Annotated in this window: 16 protein-coding genes; 3 read left to right on the forward strand and 13 right to left on the reverse strand. The window is 63.1% G+C overall.

What is annotated here, in order from left to right:
• Positions 1-4: 4 nt before the first annotated feature.
• The 5 genes from QF036_RS16495 to QF036_RS16515 are packed head-to-tail and all read right to left on the reverse strand — an operon-like array spanning position 5 to position 6,670.
• On the reverse strand, positions 5-1,921 hold the full coding sequence (locus QF036_RS16495; RefSeq protein ID WP_307103575.1) for a glycosyltransferase: 1,917 nt from the start codon (positions 1,919-1,921) through the stop codon (positions 5-7).
• The gene (locus QF036_RS16500; protein ID WP_307103578.1) at positions 1,918-2,808 is read right to left on the reverse strand and encodes an ABC transporter ATP-binding protein; all 891 of its coding nucleotides are present in this window, start codon (positions 2,806-2,808) and stop codon (positions 1,918-1,920) included. Before QF036_RS16500 ends, QF036_RS16495 begins: the two co-directional genes overlap by 4 nt.
• Complete coding sequence (locus QF036_RS16505; protein ID WP_307103580.1) at positions 2,792-3,688, reverse strand: ABC transporter permease; 897 nt, start codon at positions 3,686-3,688, stop codon at positions 2,792-2,794. The genes QF036_RS16500 and QF036_RS16505 overlap by 17 nt, the downstream gene beginning before the upstream one ends.
• Positions 3,685-5,424: a glycosyltransferase family 4 protein gene (locus QF036_RS16510; RefSeq protein WP_307103582.1), complete on the reverse strand. Its 1,740-nt coding sequence runs from the start codon at positions 5,422-5,424 to the stop codon at positions 3,685-3,687. Before QF036_RS16510 ends, QF036_RS16505 begins: the two co-directional genes overlap by 4 nt.
• Before the next feature lie 4 nt (positions 5,425-5,428).
• The gene (locus QF036_RS16515; protein ID WP_307103584.1) at positions 5,429-6,670 is read right to left on the reverse strand and encodes a glycosyltransferase family 4 protein; all 1,242 of its coding nucleotides are present in this window, start codon (positions 6,668-6,670) and stop codon (positions 5,429-5,431) included.
• 123 nt (positions 6,671-6,793) lie between these two features.
• Here QF036_RS16515 and QF036_RS16520 point away from each other — a divergent pair, with 123 nt between their 5' ends.
• Complete coding sequence (locus tag QF036_RS16520) at positions 6,794-6,970, forward strand: hypothetical protein (protein ID WP_307103586.1); 177 nt, start codon at positions 6,794-6,796, stop codon at positions 6,968-6,970.
• Positions 6,971-7,686: 716 nt separating this feature from the next.
• Complete coding sequence (locus QF036_RS16525; RefSeq protein WP_307103588.1) at positions 7,687-8,175, forward strand: DUF3515 domain-containing protein; 489 nt, start codon at positions 7,687-7,689, stop codon at positions 8,173-8,175.
• 18 nt (positions 8,176-8,193) lie between these two features.
• Here the strand turns inward: QF036_RS16525 and QF036_RS16530 are convergent, their stop codons facing one another.
• From QF036_RS16530 to leuC, 8 genes are all read right to left on the reverse strand, one after another.
• Positions 8,194-9,309, reverse strand: coding sequence for an LCP family protein (locus tag QF036_RS16530; RefSeq protein WP_307103590.1), 1,116 nt, complete (start codon positions 9,307-9,309; stop codon positions 8,194-8,196).
• Between the two features lie 51 nt (positions 9,310-9,360).
• On the reverse strand, positions 9,361-10,506 hold the full coding sequence (locus tag QF036_RS16535; RefSeq protein ID WP_307105953.1) for a D-alanine--D-alanine ligase family protein: 1,146 nt from the start codon (positions 10,504-10,506) through the stop codon (positions 9,361-9,363).
• Between the two features lie 17 nt (positions 10,507-10,523).
• Positions 10,524-11,576 (reverse strand): NAD(P)H-dependent glycerol-3-phosphate dehydrogenase, encoded by a 1,053-nt coding sequence (locus QF036_RS16540; protein WP_307103592.1) that lies wholly within the window; start codon positions 11,574-11,576, stop codon positions 10,524-10,526.
• On the reverse strand, positions 11,573-12,319 hold the full coding sequence (locus QF036_RS16545) for a lysophospholipid acyltransferase family protein (protein ID WP_307103594.1): 747 nt from the start codon (positions 12,317-12,319) through the stop codon (positions 11,573-11,575). Before QF036_RS16545 ends, QF036_RS16540 begins: the two co-directional genes overlap by 4 nt.
• A gap of 10 nt (positions 12,320-12,329) precedes the next feature.
• On the reverse strand, positions 12,330-13,655 hold the full coding sequence (gene murA, locus QF036_RS16550) for a UDP-N-acetylglucosamine 1-carboxyvinyltransferase (protein WP_307103597.1): 1,326 nt from the start codon (positions 13,653-13,655) through the stop codon (positions 12,330-12,332).
• Between the two features lie 71 nt (positions 13,656-13,726).
• Positions 13,727-14,518, reverse strand: coding sequence for a DUF6270 domain-containing protein (locus tag QF036_RS16555; RefSeq protein WP_307103598.1), 792 nt, complete (start codon positions 14,516-14,518; stop codon positions 13,727-13,729).
• 82 nt (positions 14,519-14,600) lie between these two features.
• Positions 14,601-15,203, reverse strand: a complete 603-nt coding sequence (gene leuD / locus QF036_RS16560) for a 3-isopropylmalate dehydratase small subunit (protein ID WP_307103600.1) — start codon at positions 15,201-15,203, stop codon at positions 14,601-14,603.
• Positions 15,204-15,212: 9 nt separating this feature from the next.
• Positions 15,213-16,667: a 3-isopropylmalate dehydratase large subunit gene (gene leuC, locus QF036_RS16565; protein ID WP_307103603.1), complete on the reverse strand. Its 1,455-nt coding sequence runs from the start codon at positions 16,665-16,667 to the stop codon at positions 15,213-15,215.
• Positions 16,668-16,777: 110 nt separating this feature from the next.
• On the opposite strand from leuC, the gene QF036_RS16570 reads away from it, so the two are divergent.
• Positions 16,778-17,497: an IclR family transcriptional regulator gene (locus QF036_RS16570; protein WP_043420062.1), complete on the forward strand. Its 720-nt coding sequence runs from the start codon at positions 16,778-16,780 to the stop codon at positions 17,495-17,497.
• Positions 17,498-17,531: the final 34 nt, after the last annotated feature.

Consider the following 17,531-nt stretch of genomic DNA (forward strand, 5'->3'; position numbering starts at 1 on the left):
CCAGTCAGACAGAGACTTCATCTCTGTAGTTTCCAAAAAACTTCAATTCTCCGGTGGCGAGCAACGCTCCCTCATCAACTTGCCATGTGTGGCCGGTGGCCGCCCGCTGCTGGCAGAAGTTGAATCTGTCAGCGGCGTATATCGTTCCACCGGCACGCACTACGTCGCGGAGGAAGCCCGTGTCCTCGCCACTCGTCAAGTCAGCGAAGGGATGACTCCGGAACACCTCTGCCGCCGCCATGATTGTCGGCCCCATGATTGCCCTCGTATAACGGTGTTCCCACTCAGCAAAGCGGAGAATAGTTGCGTTCCGCTCCGCCAAATGCACATAGTGGGCCTGTTTGCCAACCACGCTTGCGCGTGAGTAGTCAAGGGCGTAAAGCTGATCGCTCAAGTAGTTGGAGGCGTAAAAATCATCGTCATCCATCTTGGTCAGAACTTCCCCGGAAGCGGAAGTTACACACAAATTCAGACAGTCCCCGAGCGCTTTGGTCCGATCCGCGTGCAGCAAGGTCAGGTGTTCGACGCCGTGCTCTGCCTGCAATCGTCTCAGATGGTCGGACTCCGGCTCAAATCCGTGACAAAGGAGCACGAGCTCGAGCTCCACGTCAGCCTGGCTGCCTATGGTCTGAAAGACATGGTCTAACTGCCAGGGCCGGATGGTGGATACCAAGGCCGACACTGTCGGGCGCGCCCTCCCGTTCATGAGTTGGGGTGCAACGGCGGCCAGGACTTGGTTGCTTCGAATTTCATAGGTGTGCTCGCGCCAGATCCGCCGCTGGCCCCGGTGACGTTGACGGTCGCCCAACTCGGGGTTCCGGTGGAGGGCACGCAGCAGGCTCTCCGCCTCCGGTCGGTCAACCACCGTAAATACTTCGTCGCTGCTGAAATGTGTATTGATCGCTGCGCTAGGAGTCGTCACCACATTCGATCCTGAGGCGATGATCTCAAAGACCCGGCGCGAACACATGCTGGGTGAATCGACAACGGAGTTGACGTTGAGAAATGTCTTATAGGCCTTGTAGGCAGTAACCATCTCAGGATAATCCAGCGAGCCCACCACCCGGTCGGCAAACGGTTTCGGAAACTGGTACTTGGGGTCTCCTCCCATCTGGCGGGAGAATATCTCAAGGCCTGTTTCCATCGATGCCGAGGCCGCTTCCGCCGCTCCTAGGAGTAGGTTGAGCTGATCGCGGCGCTCCGGGTATTTCTCGGTGAAGTACATCCCTCCGAACGCGATGTCGCGCTCGTGCCAGCCGTGCTTGGGCCGAACAGGATTGTGCAATGCAGGCTGGGCTGCAAACGGGAGGACGTCCACGCGGTCATGGCCGAGGTCCCGCTGATAAGCATTCAGCATGTTGGCATCGCTGGTAAAGACATATTCGAAGAGCTTTGCAGCGTTCAGGAAGTCATCGTAATGGGGCGGGTCCTCCTTGTTCCAGAACACCGTGGGGACGCCCGAGTCCCGGCACCAGGCCGCAAGCTCTGCCAAGGCCGAATCACTGTGGTCCTGGCCTGCGATCTTGCCGGCCCACAGCTTCTTGTGTCCCTGCCATGCAGATTCAGCAAAGACGAAATCCACCGATTGCTCTGTCAGTTCATCCTGCCATGTGTGCGGGGAAAGGTGCACGCAGTCCCACTCGAATCCGAGCGCCAGTGCTGAAAAATCATCAAGAATCACGCCAACCCGGGGCCGTTGCGAACTCAGTTCAGCTAGCTCGGAAACCAGCGCGGGGCGAAACTTCAGTCTCCGCTTGCTGCCCCGCCCCGTCCAAGCGCCCTCGGCCCCCCTAACCGTTTCCAGTTTGCGGTGTCCGGCTTCCTGTGCTTCCCTTTCGAGCCACATCCGCACTTGGCGAGGGCCGCCGGTCCGCAGATGCCATAGGAACTTTCGCAGCTTGTGATGATCAGACCAGATCATGCTCTGGACCGCCGAAGGGAATTACGGTCGCTGACGTCCGCAACTTCCAAATCGTGGAGCATGCGACGCCTAAGTTTGAGGGCCCCGACGCGGTCGCCGGCCGCAAGTTTTTGCGTGAACATGCGGTACCACTTGACGACGTCCGCGGGCTCGCCGTCTGCGATCAGCTCACCTTGGTCAATCCAGATTGCCCGGTTGCAGAGGTCCGTGACTGTATCCATGCTGTGGCTTACGAGGAACACGGTACCCGCCTGATCCAAGAGTTCGATCATGCGCTTGCGGGTTCTGTCCTTGAACTGGGCATCACCCGTGTTCAGCGCCTCATCGATAATGAGGATCTCAGGATCTATACTCGCTGCAATGGCAAAACGAAGCCTCGAGCTCATACCAGCAGAGTAGGACTTCATCGGCATGCGGATCGCGTCCTCCAGGCCGGAAAGCTCAACAATCGCATCATACTTCGCATCGATCTGCTGGTGCGTCATACCCATGGCCAGGCAACCCAGAACGATGTTTTGGTCACCAGAAAGCCCCGGCAACAGGGCCGCATTGACGCCGAGCATGACCGGTGTGGAGGTCGCGTATACAGCGCCTGACGTCGGTGGAATCTGTCCGCCCACGAGTTTAAGCAGCGTGCTCTTTCCCGAGCCGTTGCGGCCGATGATGCCCACCGACTCACCGTGTTCCACTACCAGCGATAGCTCTTTGAGCGCTTCAACCTTCACGGCTTTTGTGCGGCTGGCAGCTTTTCTAATCCCTGCCCATCCGCGTCCCTGATCCGACGTACCGCTGCGCGTCCGTGAAGTTGTGCGGTAGGTCATGCTGACCTTGTCAATAACCACCGAAGGCGTACCAGGGATGAAATTCAACTCAGAGCTCTCGGCCATAGGTTTCCTCCCCCCTCCAAAAGAAGATCATTCCGACGACGAGGGCGGAAGCGGACCACAGCGCGAGTATCGCCCAGGCCCGCCAGGATCCGACCTGCCCGTACAACAGGCACTCACGTGCGAGGTGAAGAACGTTGTACAAGGGGTTGTACTCCATGATGCCCCTGACCAAGGGCATGTCATTGAAGCGTTCAATAGAGAAGAACATGCACGATCCGTACATCCAAAGGCGCATTGCATAGGAAATCAACTGGCTGGCGTCGTTGAATACGGACACAACCCTCGCTAGGACGAGCCCGATTCCCAGGTTGAAGATGAACTGAAGCGCAACAATGGGAAGCAGCATGAACCATCGCCAGGATATTTCTTCGGCTGGCGGCAGCACGATGACGAGGATCAGCATAGTGATAAGAACCGGCACGTTGGAGAGCAATTCCCGAAGATTTGCTGCCAGAACCAGGCTGGCCCTCGGGAAGGTGAAGGCATGGATGACGTTCTTGCTTGACGCAATGACGCGCGACGAGGATGTGATCGCCCTGACCGACATCTGGAACAGAAACACACCAATGATAAGGAAGGCAACAAAGTTCTCAATGCCCGCGCCTGACTGGAGCAGGAGGCCCATGATCAGGTAGAACATCAATCCGTTCAACAGCGGACCCAATACGAGCCACACACGGCCAAGTCGATCCTGTTCATTACCCGTTTGCACGCGAGACCGCGCGTCGTAAAGAACGAAGTGTCTGTAATCCCAAAGAGACACGAGGTAGTCCAAAAACGCCGGCCGGGCCCCGACTCGGTCGAGGTCCCGGAGGCTTACGGACGTGGCTACGAGCGTGGGTTGCGGCTGCTGGGCCTTACCCTGTGTCTTGGCGCTCATACGCGTTCCTCCGTCAGTTGATCGTAAGCCGAGGCCAATGAGTGCGCATTGGCCTTCCAGGTGCGGTTTCGTAGGGCTTCCCGCCGTCCTGCCTTGCCCATCTGCATTCTCAGTTCGCTGGACAAAAGCAACCTATCTAGTTTAGCCGCCAAATCCGCCGCGTTTTCCGGTTCCGCCAGGAGTCCCGTCCGGCCGTCCTTGACGATTTCAGCTAAGGCGGGGAGGCGGCTCGCCACCACCGGTCGACTGGAAGCCATGGCTTCCACCGGCTTCAGCGGCGTAACGTGACGCGTGACCTGCTGGTCTTTTCGCGGCACCACAAAGACATCCAAGGCTTGGTGATACAAGTGAGCCTGTGCACGGGAAACACGCCCCGTAAACATAGCCCTCTCCCCGAGCCCCAGATCCATGGCGCGCTGCCGCAGGCTGGCTCCGGCCACGCCGTCCCCTACGATCAACACGCGGAGTTCCGGGTGCTGTGGTGACAGGAGCGCCGCGGATTCCAGCAGCGTGCCGAGACCTTCATAGTCAACCAGGCTGCTGACAGTTCCAATCCATTGTCCCTCTGCCGGAAGGCCGAGTTGGGCTCGGGCTGATGCTGGGCTGCCGGGTTCCTCAAGGAAAACGCCGCCCACGCCGTTGGGACAGAGTATGAGTTTCCTGGGGTCTGTCCCCTGCTGCACTATGCTTTGCCGCATCTGTTCACCAAGCGTCACAACCAGATCCGCACGGTCCATCGCCTCCGCTTCCCGTTCGCGGAAGAGCCTGTAGCGCTCACTGTCCACTGCCTCATCACCGCGCGTCGCGGCCCACGTGTCGGCCAGTTGTCCCCGCACTTCGTACACCCATGGCACTCCAATGGCCTCCGCGACGGCCGCTGTGACTAGGGCATTTGAAAAAGGTGTTGTGGTGTGAAGCACCGACGGACGGACTTTCAGGGCAAGCCTCAGGGTGAGTTCGGCTTGCTGTTGGAGCCTGTTCTTCATGCCGCCGCGTAACACGCCAGGAACCAAGCGGTGGTACGGGATGCCATCAACTAAGTCACGATCGGAGGCCAGAATTTTACCCACCTGGACCGGATACCCCAGCCGGGTGACAGCCTCTACGCTCCAGCCCGCGGCAGCATGGGACAGCAGCATGGAGTGGGTTCGCTGCGCGTAGCCGCTCCCGGTGTGAGGCAGGGAGTTGGTGAGGACGTGAAGCACCGTGTTTGAGCGTGGCACGAAAGGGTGCCTGGCAAGCGCCGGGCAGTAACCCTGAAAGACCTCAAGTTCGGACTTCAGACGTTGCAGTTGTCCGGTTGGGACCGGTGCAAACTTCAGTACATCGACGGCTCCGGTCATGTCACCGTCGAACCACTTGCGCCTTGCGGCTAACGCTGCAAACCGGGAAGCGCCTGCCGCCAGCGGTGCGAGGAGATCCACAAGGTCCGTCCGGCCGGCCACCAGAGCAATGTCAGCCAAAAGTCGGCTTCTGTTGGCGCCCACACCGATCCAGCTGGCTAAGCGGATTCGGCGCTCCACATCTCCAATGTCACCGCGCACCAGGCTCCCCATGGCCGGGACAGGGGATGTTGACGTCGAGGGGAAGAAATTCACTGCAAGCGAGCCCAATTCGTGCCTAAACGCATTCGGCAGCCGCTGGGCGATCTGGAGGGCAAGGAGCGCGGGGTCGTCGCTCAGATGCTCTGCAACGGTAGCCGCAGCTAACCGCAGGTTTTTCAATTGCTGAAACATCTGGCTACCGGAGCGCCGTTCTGTTCACGACGTCATGAACGAGCTCCATGTAGTGCCTGGCAGATGTCAACAATTCCGCATTCTGTTGCACCCAATCGCGGCCGCTCCGTCCAACGTCCAGCCTGCTTCTGTCGCGCACGAGATCATGCCACAGGGCGGCGACTGCCTCGGGACTGCAGGCTACCAGGTCGCCGGCTCCGGAATCTTCGATGATGTGGGCCGCTTCTCCTTTTACTACGGCCGTCACATGCCTCCCCACAGCCAGAACCTCATAGGTCTTTGACGGAATTGTTGTGTCGAACGACTTCCAATCGTCGCGCAACGCCACGATGCAGGAGTCCGCGCGCTGGTACTGCTCCACGACGTCTGCCCTCTTTACGGGGGGGTAGAAAGTTACCGGAGCCTGGAGCCGTGCGGCAAGCTGCTGCAGCTGCGACCGAACCACGCCATAGCCCACCATGTGCAAATGCATCGCGTCACCGACTAGGGCTGCAGCCTGCACCATGACATCCAGCCTTTGACTCTCACCATGATTGCCTAGATACAGAACGTCCAAACGCGCTTTCTTGGCTGGCGGAGGATCCAAATGCGGGATGGTCGAAAGATCCAGGGCGTTAGGAACAGTTGCAACGTGCTGAATTCCACGCCGCAGCAATGTCTTCGCAAACCCGTGCGTGACGGTAATCACCAGGTCAGCTTTGCGCTGCACGAACTCCACCGCGCGTTCGGCCGTGCTCTTGACGGGGCCCTGAACAAGACGAGCGTCGCGGGCCAGGTCCGGCCATGCGTCCCTCATCTCCACGATGAGGGGCACCCTGCGGAGCCTGGATACCACGTAACCCGCTGCAAGTATGGGCAGGCTCGGTGCGGTTACGATGACTACCTCGGGGCGCGGTTCCATCATGGCGGCAGGAACGGTCATTACTGCCGTGTAGAGATGATCGATGAACCGTCCCAGCCGCGTTTCGGCGTGGCGCAAGTACGGCACGCGCCTGATGCGCTCGCCGTGTTGTCCCTTCTGAACAGCGAAAGGGTAGCCAGCTTCGGCACGTTTCTCCTTGCGGCGCCCGTGCGGGAAGTGCGAAATGGGGGTTACGACGCCCACTTCCCAACCGGCGGACTGAAATTCTCTAACCAGTCCGCTCCATCGGCGCTGTGGGGGGCTCTGGTCCGGCCAGTAGCTGTGGACAAGTAGTGAAATGCGGTGCGCAACGGCCGGCCGTTCGCCGAGGGTGGAGCCTTTCATCCGCCTTACTTACGCGACCGGCTGGGCGTCCTGAGACTCCTCGCCCCCATGAAGCGGAAGTAGGCCACACCTGCCGCGACCAATGCAAGCACGGTCATCAACTGAACAATAAAAGGGCTGCCTGTGGCTACCGCGACGGCTGCCTGGATCTGGGTTTCCGCTATACCAGGAAGTCCCTTCGAGGCCAGCGGCGGAGAGGTAGCCACGGCCGAAGGGGACACTGCCCCGGAGGTGGGCCGTGCCGTCATCGGGCTGGCGGCGGCACCTCTGGAGTTTTCCAACGGGGAGGCGCCCGGCTGATCCGAAAGCGCTTCAATTGCGTCAATAGCTTGCGCCAGCGCCGTAGGTTCCTGAATCGGAGCAGGAGTCGATACGGCACCGGGAGCGGACGGCCGGAGGGGGATTGAAATCACCGGCGCGGGCGCTACGCGAACGGGCGCCGGGGCAGGAACGGGTACGGCCGGTACTGGCGCAGGCACAACGGGCACAGGGACCACCGGAGCGGGCACTGCCGGAACCGGGACAGGTTGAACAGGAACAGGCGCTGGGTAAACGGGAGCAGGCACCTGCTCAACGGGAACAGGAGGAGGCTCAACCGGCAAAGGAATCGGCTCAGGTGGAACAGGAACGGGATCCGCAGGAGCAGGATCCACCGGCGCGGGCTCAGGCTGCGGTTCTTGCGGACCGGGCTCCGTGACAACTACGCCGGGATCGGTTGCTTCGTCGCCAAGAGCTGCGCCGCCCGTTACCAGAAGGCAGGAAGCAACCAGTAAGCCGCCCATGACTGTTTGACTTGCTTTGATCAAGCCGCTCTTGATCGCTCTCAAGTGTGCCCCCCAATGCTGCGAGTTCGCGTTGCCCTATGCCCAGACTGACCCGGCTGCGGGAACACGTCCTTAACAGTATAACGAAGTTCAGCAACGGCAACGTGCGAGGCGAAAAGGAGGCCAACCACAGTCGCTCTGAATGTCCGCAGCAGAACGTCCCTGCCATGCGCACCGAGATAGGCTGGGAAGATGCATGGACTTCGGACGCCTTCGCACCTTCTTTGGTTGTCGGCGTCAGCCACCCTGATATTAACGGCCTGCGCGCCGACCGTCGACGTGACGCCCGCATCCGATGCAGCCAACCCTGCTTGCGCCCCGATGATGGTGGCGCTGCCCGATGCCCTGGGGGACGCGCATCTCCGCAAGACAAACAGCCAGGCGACAGCGGCGTGGGGCGATCCGTCATTGGTCATTCTGCGATGCGGGGTGAACGTCCCGGGACCCACCACCGACAGATGCGTCAGTGTTAACGACGTGGACTGGGTAATCAAGGAGGGCGATCCTGTCTGGACCCTAACTACTTTCGGTAGGAACCCGGCCACCGAGCTTCTGCTGGATCCGGACAAGATCAGCTCCGCCACCGTCCTGGCAGATTTGTCAGGAGCCGCAGCGAAAGTCAAGGCGGACCGCAAGTGCGTCGGCCAAGAGGATCTTCAGGGACTGCCCACCAGCAAGTAGGGGGACTCGAACAAAATGCTACGAAGTTCCGGCAAACCCGGCACCCTGCAGATACGTTCCGAGAGTGTCCTTCCTCAAAGCCTCACCAATACTGGAAATTGCACTGTCATCACGGACGACGATGGACTGGCCGTCGGACGAAGTCCCAGTGCCCAGCGTTGGCAGCGTGAAACTCACCACGTTGTTGGCCCGAACGCTCCGCAGTTCCACGCCGAGCCCTGCAGCCGTGGCGCCATCAAGGGACTCGTCCACGCTGATGTACGGCGAAACCTTGTCCACGAGGTTGTTAATCGTGACAGGATTAGTCAGCGTCCCGGTGGTCAGGAACCGCGACATCAGGCCTTTGAGGAACACCTGTTGGTTCTTGACGCGTTGGTAGTCCCCGTCGCTGAAGGCCTTGCGTTCACGGACAAAAGCGAGGGCCTGCTCACCCGAAAGCTCCTGCTTACCGGCAGGAAATGAGAATTGCTTGGTATTGAAGGCGACTGGGACATTCACCTGGACGCCGCCCAAGGCATCCGTCATCGCCTTGAAACCTTCAAAGTCAACGACAGCCACGTGGTCGAGCCGGGTATCGAACATCCCCTCGAGCGTCTGAACCACCAGTGGAATGCCACCCAAAGCCATGGCTGCGTTCATCTTCGCCTGCCCGTGCCCCGGAATGTCCACCCACGTGTCACGCATGATGGACATCATGTAGATGTTCTTCCGGTCACTCGGAATGTGCAGCCACATCATCGTGTCCGAACGTTGGTCGCTGGCCGCGCCCGCCCCGGCAGTGTCAACCGATGCCGCGCGGCTGTCGCTTCCGAGCAGCAGGATGTTCGTGGCGGCAGGACCGCTGGCCTGGGCCTTTTCCGGCCGGGCAGAGTCGTCTGGAAAGACTTGCTCGATCTTCTGCGACTTGGAGTTGAAGCTGTTTGCAAGATTGAAAACAAATGCGCCCGCTCCCACTGCCACCGCAAGGAAAAGCGCCAAGGCCCCCAGCAGAACGTTACGGGCCACACGCCTCTGTTTCGCCTTCGGCGGTTGCTGGGGCTCTTCGCCTGCAAGCTCTTCGGTTTCATAAAGCATGTCTGTGTCCCAACGATAAAGCAGCTGACAATACGGCCGTGGTCCAGTATGGCACGGCAAAATGCTCCCCTTGCGGCCGACGGCGCCAACCGCAGGAGCGGGTGCCGGAACCTAGCGCAGGCCGGTCTTGCGGGTCAGCGCCAGGTGGATCAGCTCGTCAATCAGTTCCGGATAGCTCAGTCCGGTGGCCGCCCACATCTGCGGGTACATGCTCTTCGGCGTGAACCCGGGCATGGTGTTGATCTCGTTGATGATGAGGTCCCCGTCCGGCGTATAGAAGAAGTCGACGCGGCTCAGGCCCTCCGCCCCCACAGAATCGAACGCCGCGGCAGCAAGCTCGCGGACGCGCGCAATCGCTTCCTCGGGCATGTCGGCGGGGCAGCTCAGGGCTGCCGCGTCATCGACGTACTTGGCCTGGAAGTCATAGAACTCGTGCTCGCCGGCGGCCACGGAGATCTCGCCGGGCAGGGACGTGCGGGGGGCGTTGCCGCCGCGGCCCTCGAGCACGGCACATTCGATTTCCCGGCCCACGATGCCGGCCTCGATCACCAGCTTCGGATCATGTTCACGGGCCGCCTCGATGGCGGCGTCCAGGCCGTCAAGCGAGTCCACCTTGGAGATGCCCATCGAGGATCCGGCCCGGGCGGGCTTGACGAACACCGGGAAGCCCAGCACGTCGACCTGTTTGCGGACAGATTCGGGGTCGTTGCGCCACTGCCGGTCGGTCACCGCGATGTATGGGCCCACCTTCAGTCCGGCGGCCTCGAAGACCACCTTCATGAAGTGCTTGTCCAGGCCTACCGCCGAGGCCAGGACGCCGGCGCCGACGTAACGGGTGTCGGAGAGTTCCAGGAGCCCCTGGATGGTGCCGTCCTCGCCGAAGGGCCCGTGCAGCAGGGGGAACACCACGTCCACGGTGCCAAGTTCCTGCGGCACCTCGTTGGGGGCCGTGACGATGAGCTGGTGCTCCCCGCCGATCTCCGTGAGGCTTACAGTCTGGGCCGACGGCGGAACCTCGGGAAGCGAGGTGGCGGAGAGTGACCACTGGGTCGTGTCCCCGGACGCGAGCACCCACTGGCCGGACTTGGCAATGCCGATGGGAACGACGTCGTACTTGTTCCGGTCGATGGCCCCCAGCACCCCGGCGGCGGTCACGCAACTGACGGCGTGCTCGCTGGAGCGGCCGCCAAAGAGGACGGCCACCCGCGGCTTGTGAGGGGTTGTCTGGCTCTCGTTGGTCTTGTCCGCTGCGGTCAAGTTTTCTTCCGACACTGTCAGTAATCGCCTTCGGCTTTAAGTTCCCGGGACAGCAGCAGCGGCCCGAGTTGGTCAACGGACAATTTTCCGGCGAGGACCGCGACGACGGCCGCCGTGATGGGCATTTCGACGCCGAGCTTGCCGGCCAGTTCGTGGACTGCCTGGCCGGACTTGATGCCCTCGGCCGTCTGGGTCATTTTCTGGGTGACCTCGTCCAGCGTGAGCCCCTGTCCCAGCAGGCGGCCGGCGGTGTGGTTCCGGGACAGCGGTGACGAGCACGTAGCCACCAGGTCCCCGAGGCCGGCCAGGCCGGCCATGGTGTGGGCTTTGCCGCCGAGTGCCAGGGCCAGCCGGGAGGTTTCAGCCAGGCCGCGGGTAATCACGGAAGCCTTGGTGTTGTCCCCCATCTGCTTTCCCTCGCAGATGCCCACGGCCAGCGCGATGACGTTCTTGACGATGCCGCCGATCTCGACGCCGACGATGTCAGAGGTGGTGTAGGGACGGAAGTACGGGGCGGTGCAGCTTCTGGCGATCCAGCCGGCGGCGGCGGAATCGGCACAGGCAACCACCGAGGCCGTGGGCTCCTCCCGGGCGATCTCCATGGCCAGGTTGGGGCCGGATACTACGGCGATGCGGTCGGCTGGGATGTCCAGTTCCTCGGCGATGACCTCGCTCATCCGTGCGTCCGAGCCCAGTTCGAGGCCCTTCATCAGGGACACCACGAGCGCGTCGGGCCCGATCAGGGGCTTCCACTTGCGCAGCTGCAGGCGCAGCGACTGTGCGGGCACCGCAAGGACCACCAGATCAGCTCCGGACAGCACGTCCGCCACGTCGGTGGACGCGGTGATGCTCGGCGGAAGGTCGATGTCGGCGAGGTACTGGGGGTTGCGGTGGTTGCCGTTGATCTCGGCCACGACTTCTTCCCGGCGTCCCCAGACCCGGATGCTGCGGTCAACGCCTGAGGCGGTGGCGGCGTCGGCGAGGGTTTTCGCGAACGTGGTCCCCCACGAACCGGCACCCAAAACTGCCACGGACACGGCAGAGCCGGGCCGGGCAGACACAGGGGTCATTTCCCGCCCCGCTCAACATCGCGGCCGTGCTTCGTCTGGTTGTGGGCGGTCGGGTCCCAGCGCCGGGCCGGCGGCTGCTCCCCGCGGAGTTCGGCCAGGAGTCCGGTCACGGCATCCATGATGACCTCCGTGGCTTCCGCCAAGGTGGCCCTGTCCCGGGACCGGCCCGCGAAGCGCGAGAGGTCAACGGGGTCGCCGACCAGGATCCTGGACGTCTTGCGCGGGAACAGGTGGAACCGCTTGGCGTAGCGGGGAAAGAGCTCGTGCGCTCCCCAGTGTGCCACCGGAACCACCGGGATGCCGGCCTCGAGGGCCAGGCGGGCGGCGCCGGTGTGGCCCTTCATCGGCCACAGGTGGGGGTCGCGGGTCAGCGTGCCCTCCGGGTAGATGATGATCGCTCCGCCCTCAGCCACAACCTCCTGGGCGAGCTGCAGCGAGCGGTTAGCCCCCGCCGTCGAGCGTTCCACCGGAATCTGCTTGGTGGCACGCAGCACGGCACCCACGACCGGGACCTTGAAGAGGCCCGACTTCGCCAGGAAGTGCGGGGCGCGCTTGTTGCTGTACAGCATGTGCCCGATCACGAGGGGGTCGATCTCGGTGCAGTGGTTGGGCACGGCGATGAAGCCGCCCGCGGGAAGCTTGTCCGTGCCCTCCCATTTTTTGTTCATGATCAGGTTCAGGACCGGCCGGACAATGCCGGCGATTATCACGAACGTTGTGTGGCTTTTGGCCGATTCTTTCACCGGGCCCCCGCTACTTCGCCGACGAGATGTCGAAGTCGGCGCCGAGCCCGGCCAGCTTTTCGGTAAACCGCTCGTAGCCGCGGTTGATGATGTCGATTCCAGTCACCCGCGAGGTGCCCGTGGCGGCCAATGCGGCGATCAGGTGGCTGAAGCCGCCGCGGAGGTCCGGCACGTCGATGTCGGTTCCCTTGAGCTGCGTGGGGCCCGAGATGACGGCGGAATGCAGGAAGTTCCGCTGCCCGAAGCGGCACGGCACGCTGCCCAGGCATTCCCGGTGCACCTGGATGCTGGCACCCATGCGGATGAGGGCGTCGGTGAAGCCGAAGCGGTTCTCGTAGACGGTCTCGTGCACGATGGACACGCCTTCGGCCTGGGTCAGGGCCACCACGAGGGGCTGCTGCCAGTCGGTCATGAAGCCCGGGTGGACGTCGGTTTCGAGGACGAGGGGGCTGAGCTTGCCGCCGCGGTGGTAGAAGCGGATGCCGTCCTCGCCGATGTCCATGCCGCCGCCCACCTTGCGGAAGGTGTTCAGGAAGGTCATCATGTCCCGCTGCGAGGCGCCCTCAACGAAGATGTCGCCGCGCGTCACCAGTGCCGCGGAAGCCCACGAGGCCGACTCGTTGCGGTCCGACAGGGCCCGGTGGTTGTAGCCGCCCAGGTCGCGGACGCCCTCGATGCGGATGGTGCGGTCCGTCTGGACGCTGATGATGGCGCCCATCTTCTGCAGCACGGCGATGAGGTCGACGATTTCGGGTTCGGTGGCGGCACCGGAGAGTTCGGTGATGCCTTCGGCGCGGGTTGCGCTCAGGAGGACCTGTTCCGTAGCTCCGACGGAGGGGTACGGCAGGGAGATCTTGGCCCCGTGCAGCCCCTTGGGCGCGGAAATGTGGATGCCGCCCGGGCGCTTCTCGACGACGGCACCGAACTGCCGCAGCACGTTCAGGTGGTAGTCGATGGGCCGGTCACCGATCTTGCAGCCGCCCAGGTCCGGGATGAAGGCCTCGCCGATCGCGTGGATCAGGGGACCACAGAGCAGAATGGGAATCCGGGAGTCACCGGCGTGTGCGTCGATGGCCGTGCTCGGCGCTGTCTTGGCCGCCTTGGGATCCAGGGTCAGGTCTCCGGTGACGGGGTCCTTCTCGACGGTCACGCCGTGCAGCTGGAGCAGGCTGGTGACCACCTCGACGTCCTTGATTTCCGGAACGTTGCGCAGCACAGAGGGCTCGTTGCCCAGCAGGGCGGCCACCATGGCCTTGGGCACAAGGTTCTTGGCACCGCGGACGCTGACACGGCCAGTTAGCGGGACGCCTCCGCGAATTGTCAGAACACTACTCATTTACCGGTTTCCTCACGACTACTCGCCCCCCAAATCCTTACAAAGGCACCAGCTAAGCATAGGAGTTTGCGTTACCGAACCGAAATACGTGCCTCACGCACTGACTGGGCGATGTGGCAAGAAAGCCCTCCTGGGGGCTCGGCTGCTGCATTCACCGCGCTCCGGATCTGCGCCGCGATCCAGGTGATTTCCTCGTGCGGCAAGCGATCCGGAGCGTTGAGACAGGACCCTGCGTAGCCGAGCCCCTCGGGCAGGGCCAGGACCCTGAAGCCAAGACTTCGGATATGGGCGCTGCACTCTCCTAGGTAGGCGTCCAACTCCCGGGTGTTTGCGAGGCGGAGCTCCTCTGCGGGATGCCCAGCCTGTATCTTGCCGGCGCGTGGTGCGTTGATGACGACAGTCTTCTCCATCAGCCCCAACGCCGTAAGGGCCTTGAACAAGCGGTTTGCCGAGGACTCCCAAAGGGTCCAATGGCGCTCGGTTGCCGCGTTGATGACCCGCCTTCGGCCCTGCACCAAGGCCAGCAGCCCTGAGCTAATGAGCTCAGAGGAATAGGTCACGTAACTTCCGTCTGGGAGCGCAACCACACCCATCGATTCGTCGTTCAGGTCCAGGACGAGGACATCCAGGTCTGCCGCATGCCGCCGCACGTGCGGCAGGAGGCTGGACTTGATATCGCCGGCCAACGACCGAGCCGTCAAGGCCGAAGTGGGCGGCTCACCTTGCAGCAGCTGGGTCGGCTTAGACAGGGCGCTGATCATCGACTGACCTGTGACGCAACCAATCACATGGTGTTCATCGCCGATCTCTTGGCACGCATCCCGCACCACGGAGCTGCCATAGACCATAACGTTTTTCCGCACCAGAGAACCTTAACAGAATCCGTCTTCAGCAGGCCTTACGGATCCGGCCAGGACGTTCAGACTCTGCCGTGACCAAGCCCGCCTAGGAGGTCCTGGCCGGCAGCGTAAGCGGTTTGAAGGACGGCCGCGTGGCTTCGTACGCCGTGATGTCCTCTTCGTGCTGCAGGGTCAGCCCGATGTCATCGAGGCCCTCGAGCAGGCGCCAGCGTGTGTAGTCGTCGATCTCGAACGGTGCAACCACGTTGCCGCAGATCACAGTCTTGGAGGCGAGGTCAACGGTCACCTCGGTCCCGGGCGCGTTCTCGAGCGCCTTCCAAATGAGCTCGATGTCATCCTGGGCAACCTGGGCGGCAAGGAGTCCCTGCTTGCCCGAGTTGCCACGGAAGATGTCGGCGAACCGGGAGGAGAGCACGGCGCGGAAGCCGTAGTCCTTGAGCGCCCAGACGGCGTGCTCGCGGGACGAACCGGTGCCGAAGTCCGGGCCGGCCACCAGCACGGATCCGGCGTTGAACGGCTCCTGGTTCAGGATGAAGGAAGGGTCCTTGCGCCACGCTGAGAACAGCGCGTCTTCAAAGCCGGTGCGGGTGATGCGCTTGAGGTACACGGCCGGGATGATCTGGTCCGTATCAACGTTGCTCTGGCGCAGCGGAACGCCAATGCCGGTGTGGGTGGTGAACTTTTCCATGGCGTCTTCCTAGGCGGCGTCGGTGGTGAGGGCTGCGGATTCCGGTGCCGGGTCAAGGTCCGACGGCGAACTCAGCGTTCCGCGGACGGCCGTGGCGGCTGCAACTACCGGTGAAACGAGGTGCGTGCGGCCGCCCTTGCCCTGCCGGCCTTCGAAGTTGCGGTTGGACGTGGACGCGCACCGCTCCCCCGGCTCCAGCTGGTCCGGGTTCATGCCCAGACACATGGAGCAGCCGGCGAAGCGCCATTCAGCACCAAAGTCCTTGAAGACCCTGTCCAGGCCCTCAGCCTCGGCCTCGAGGCGCACCCGGGCCGAGCCGGGGACCACCAGCATCCGGACCTTCGGGTCCTTCTCGCGGCCGCGGATGATGTCCGCCGCCGCCCGCAGGTCCTCGATCCGAGAGTTGGTGCAGGAGCCCAGGAAGACGGTGTCCACCCGGATGTCCTTCATGGGCGTTCCGGCTTCCAGACCCATGTACTGCAGGGCGCGTTCCGCCGCGGCCTTGGCGTTCTCGTCGCCGAAGTCTTCCGGGGACGGCACCTTGGCCGACAGTGAGACCCCCTGGCCCGGGTTGGTGCCCCACGTGACGAACGGCTCCAGGGTGTTGGCGTCCAGGTCGACCTGGGCGTCAAAAACGGCGTCGTCATCGGTGCGCAGCGTGTTCCAGTATTCGACGGCGGCGTCCCACTCGGCGCCCTGCGGCGCGTGCGGGCGGCCGTTCATGTAGGCGTAAGTGGTCTCGTCCGGAGCCACCATGCCGGCGCGGGCGCCTGCTTCGATGGACATGTTGCAGATGGTCATCCGGGCGTCCATGGACAGCGCGCGGATGGCCGAGCCACGGTACTCCAGGACGTAACCCTGGCCGCCGCCGGTGCCGATCTTGGCGATGACGGCAAGGATAATGTCCTTGGCGGTCACGCCGGGGCGCAGGGTGCCCTCGACGTTGATGGCCATGGTCTTGAAGGGCTTGAGGGACAGCGTTTGGGTGGCCATGACGTGCTCCACCTCGGACGTGCCGATGCCCATGGCCAGCGCACCGAACGCGCCGTGGGTGGAGGTGTGCGAGTCGCCGCAGACCACGGTCATGCCGGGCTGGGTCAGCCCCAGCTGCGGACCCACGACGTGCACGATGCCCTGCTCGGCGTCACCGAGCGGGTGCAGGCGGACGCCGAACTCCTCGCAGTTGTTGCGCAGGGTCTGGATCTGGGTCCGGCTGGTAAGGTCGGCGATCGGCTTGTCGATGTCCAGCGTCGGGGTGTTGTGGTCCTCGGTGGCGATGGTGAGGTCCGGGCGGCGCAGCTTGCGGCCGGCCAGGCGGAGACCCTCGAATGCCTGCGGGGAGGTCACCTCATGGACGAGGTGCAGGTCGATGTACAGAAGGTCAGGCTGGGCGTTGGCGCCTTCGCCGTCGCCTTTGCGCACCACGTGCGCATCCCAGACTTTCTCGGCCAATGTTTTGGCCATGGCCATCTCCCTTCGAAGCTGTTTGTTGTTGGTTCCACTGAAACAGCAGACCCTGTAATAAGCCAGTCAAAAGATTTGCATCTCAGATAATGAGACGGCAATATCAGTACATGGACAATTCTAGTGGAGTCGGTGTCATTGATAAAGCAGCACAGGTGCTCGACGCTCTTGAAGCCGGACCCACGACTCTGGCGCAGCTAGTCGCTGCCACGGGACTGGCGCGGCCAACGGTGCACAGGCTGGCGCTGGCGCTGGTCCACCACCGCCTGGTGAGCCGCGATATCCAGGGCCGCTTTGTCCTCGGCAGCCGCCTCGTGGAGCTGGCGTCCGCCGCCGGTGAGGACAGGCTGATCGCCTCCGCCGGGCCGGTCCTCATGCAGCTCCGCGATGCCACCGGCGAAAGCGCCCAGATCTTCCGCCGCCAGGGCGACTGGCGGGTGTGCGTTGCCTCCGCCGAACGGCCGATTGGCCTCCGCGACACCATTCCCGTGGGAACCCAGCTGTCCATGAAGGCCGGCTCTGCCGCCCAGGTGCTGCTCGCCTGGGAGGACCACGACCGCCTGCTGGAGGGCTTGCAGTCGGCGCGCTTCACGCCCACCGTTCTGGCGGGAGTACGACGGCGGGGCTGGGGCCAGAGCCTCGGCGAACGGGAACCTGGGGTCGCCTCAGTCTCGGCACCCGTGCGGGGCCCCTCAGGCCGCGTCATCGCCGCGGTCTCCATCTCCGGCCCGATCGAGCGGCTCACCCGCCAGCCCGGCCGGCTGCACGCGGAGGTTGTGTGCAACGCGGCCCGCGTGCTGACCGAAGCCCTCCGCAAGAATAACGACTAGCATCGCGTCGCCGGGCCCCGGCGCCCAAGTGGGT

Source organism: Arthrobacter globiformis, assembly GCF_030817195.1.
GTDB classification, from domain to species: domain Bacteria; phylum Actinomycetota; class Actinomycetes; order Actinomycetales; family Micrococcaceae; genus Arthrobacter; species Arthrobacter globiformis_D.

What these genes read in the sequence shown, in the direction of transcription:
- QF036_RS16495 (WP_307103575.1), bottom strand. Translation starts at nt 1,921, where the DNA reads ATGATCTGGTCTGATCATCACAAGCTGCGAAAGTTCCTATGGCATCTG.
- QF036_RS16500 (WP_307103578.1), bottom strand. Translation starts at nt 2,808, where the DNA reads ATGGCCGAGAGCTCTGAGTTGAATTTCATCCCTGGTACGCCTTCGGTG.
- QF036_RS16505 (WP_307103580.1), bottom strand. Translation starts at nt 3,688, where the DNA reads ATGAGCGCCAAGACACAGGGTAAGGCCCAGCAGCCGCAACCCACGCTC.
- QF036_RS16510 (WP_307103582.1), bottom strand. Translation starts at nt 5,424, where the DNA reads ATGTTTCAGCAATTGAAAAACCTGCGGTTAGCTGCGGCTACCGTTGCA.
- QF036_RS16515 (WP_307103584.1), bottom strand. Translation starts at nt 6,670, where the DNA reads ATGAAAGGCTCCACCCTCGGCGAACGGCCGGCCGTTGCGCACCGCATT.
- QF036_RS16525 (WP_307103588.1), top strand. Translation starts at nt 7,687, where the DNA reads ATGCATGGACTTCGGACGCCTTCGCACCTTCTTTGGTTGTCGGCGTCA.
- QF036_RS16540 (WP_307103592.1), bottom strand. Translation starts at nt 11,576, where the DNA reads ATGACCCCTGTGTCTGCCCGGCCCGGCTCTGCCGTGTCCGTGGCAGTT.
- murA (WP_307103597.1), bottom strand. Translation starts at nt 13,655, where the DNA reads ATGAGTAGTGTTCTGACAATTCGCGGAGGCGTCCCGCTAACTGGCCGT.
- leuD (WP_307103600.1), bottom strand. Translation starts at nt 15,203, where the DNA reads ATGGAAAAGTTCACCACCCACACCGGCATTGGCGTTCCGCTGCGCCAG.
- leuC (WP_307103603.1), bottom strand. Translation starts at nt 16,667, where the DNA reads ATGGCCAAAACATTGGCCGAGAAAGTCTGGGATGCGCACGTGGTGCGC.
- QF036_RS16570 (WP_043420062.1), top strand. Translation starts at nt 16,778, where the DNA reads ATGGACAATTCTAGTGGAGTCGGTGTCATTGATAAAGCAGCACAGGTG.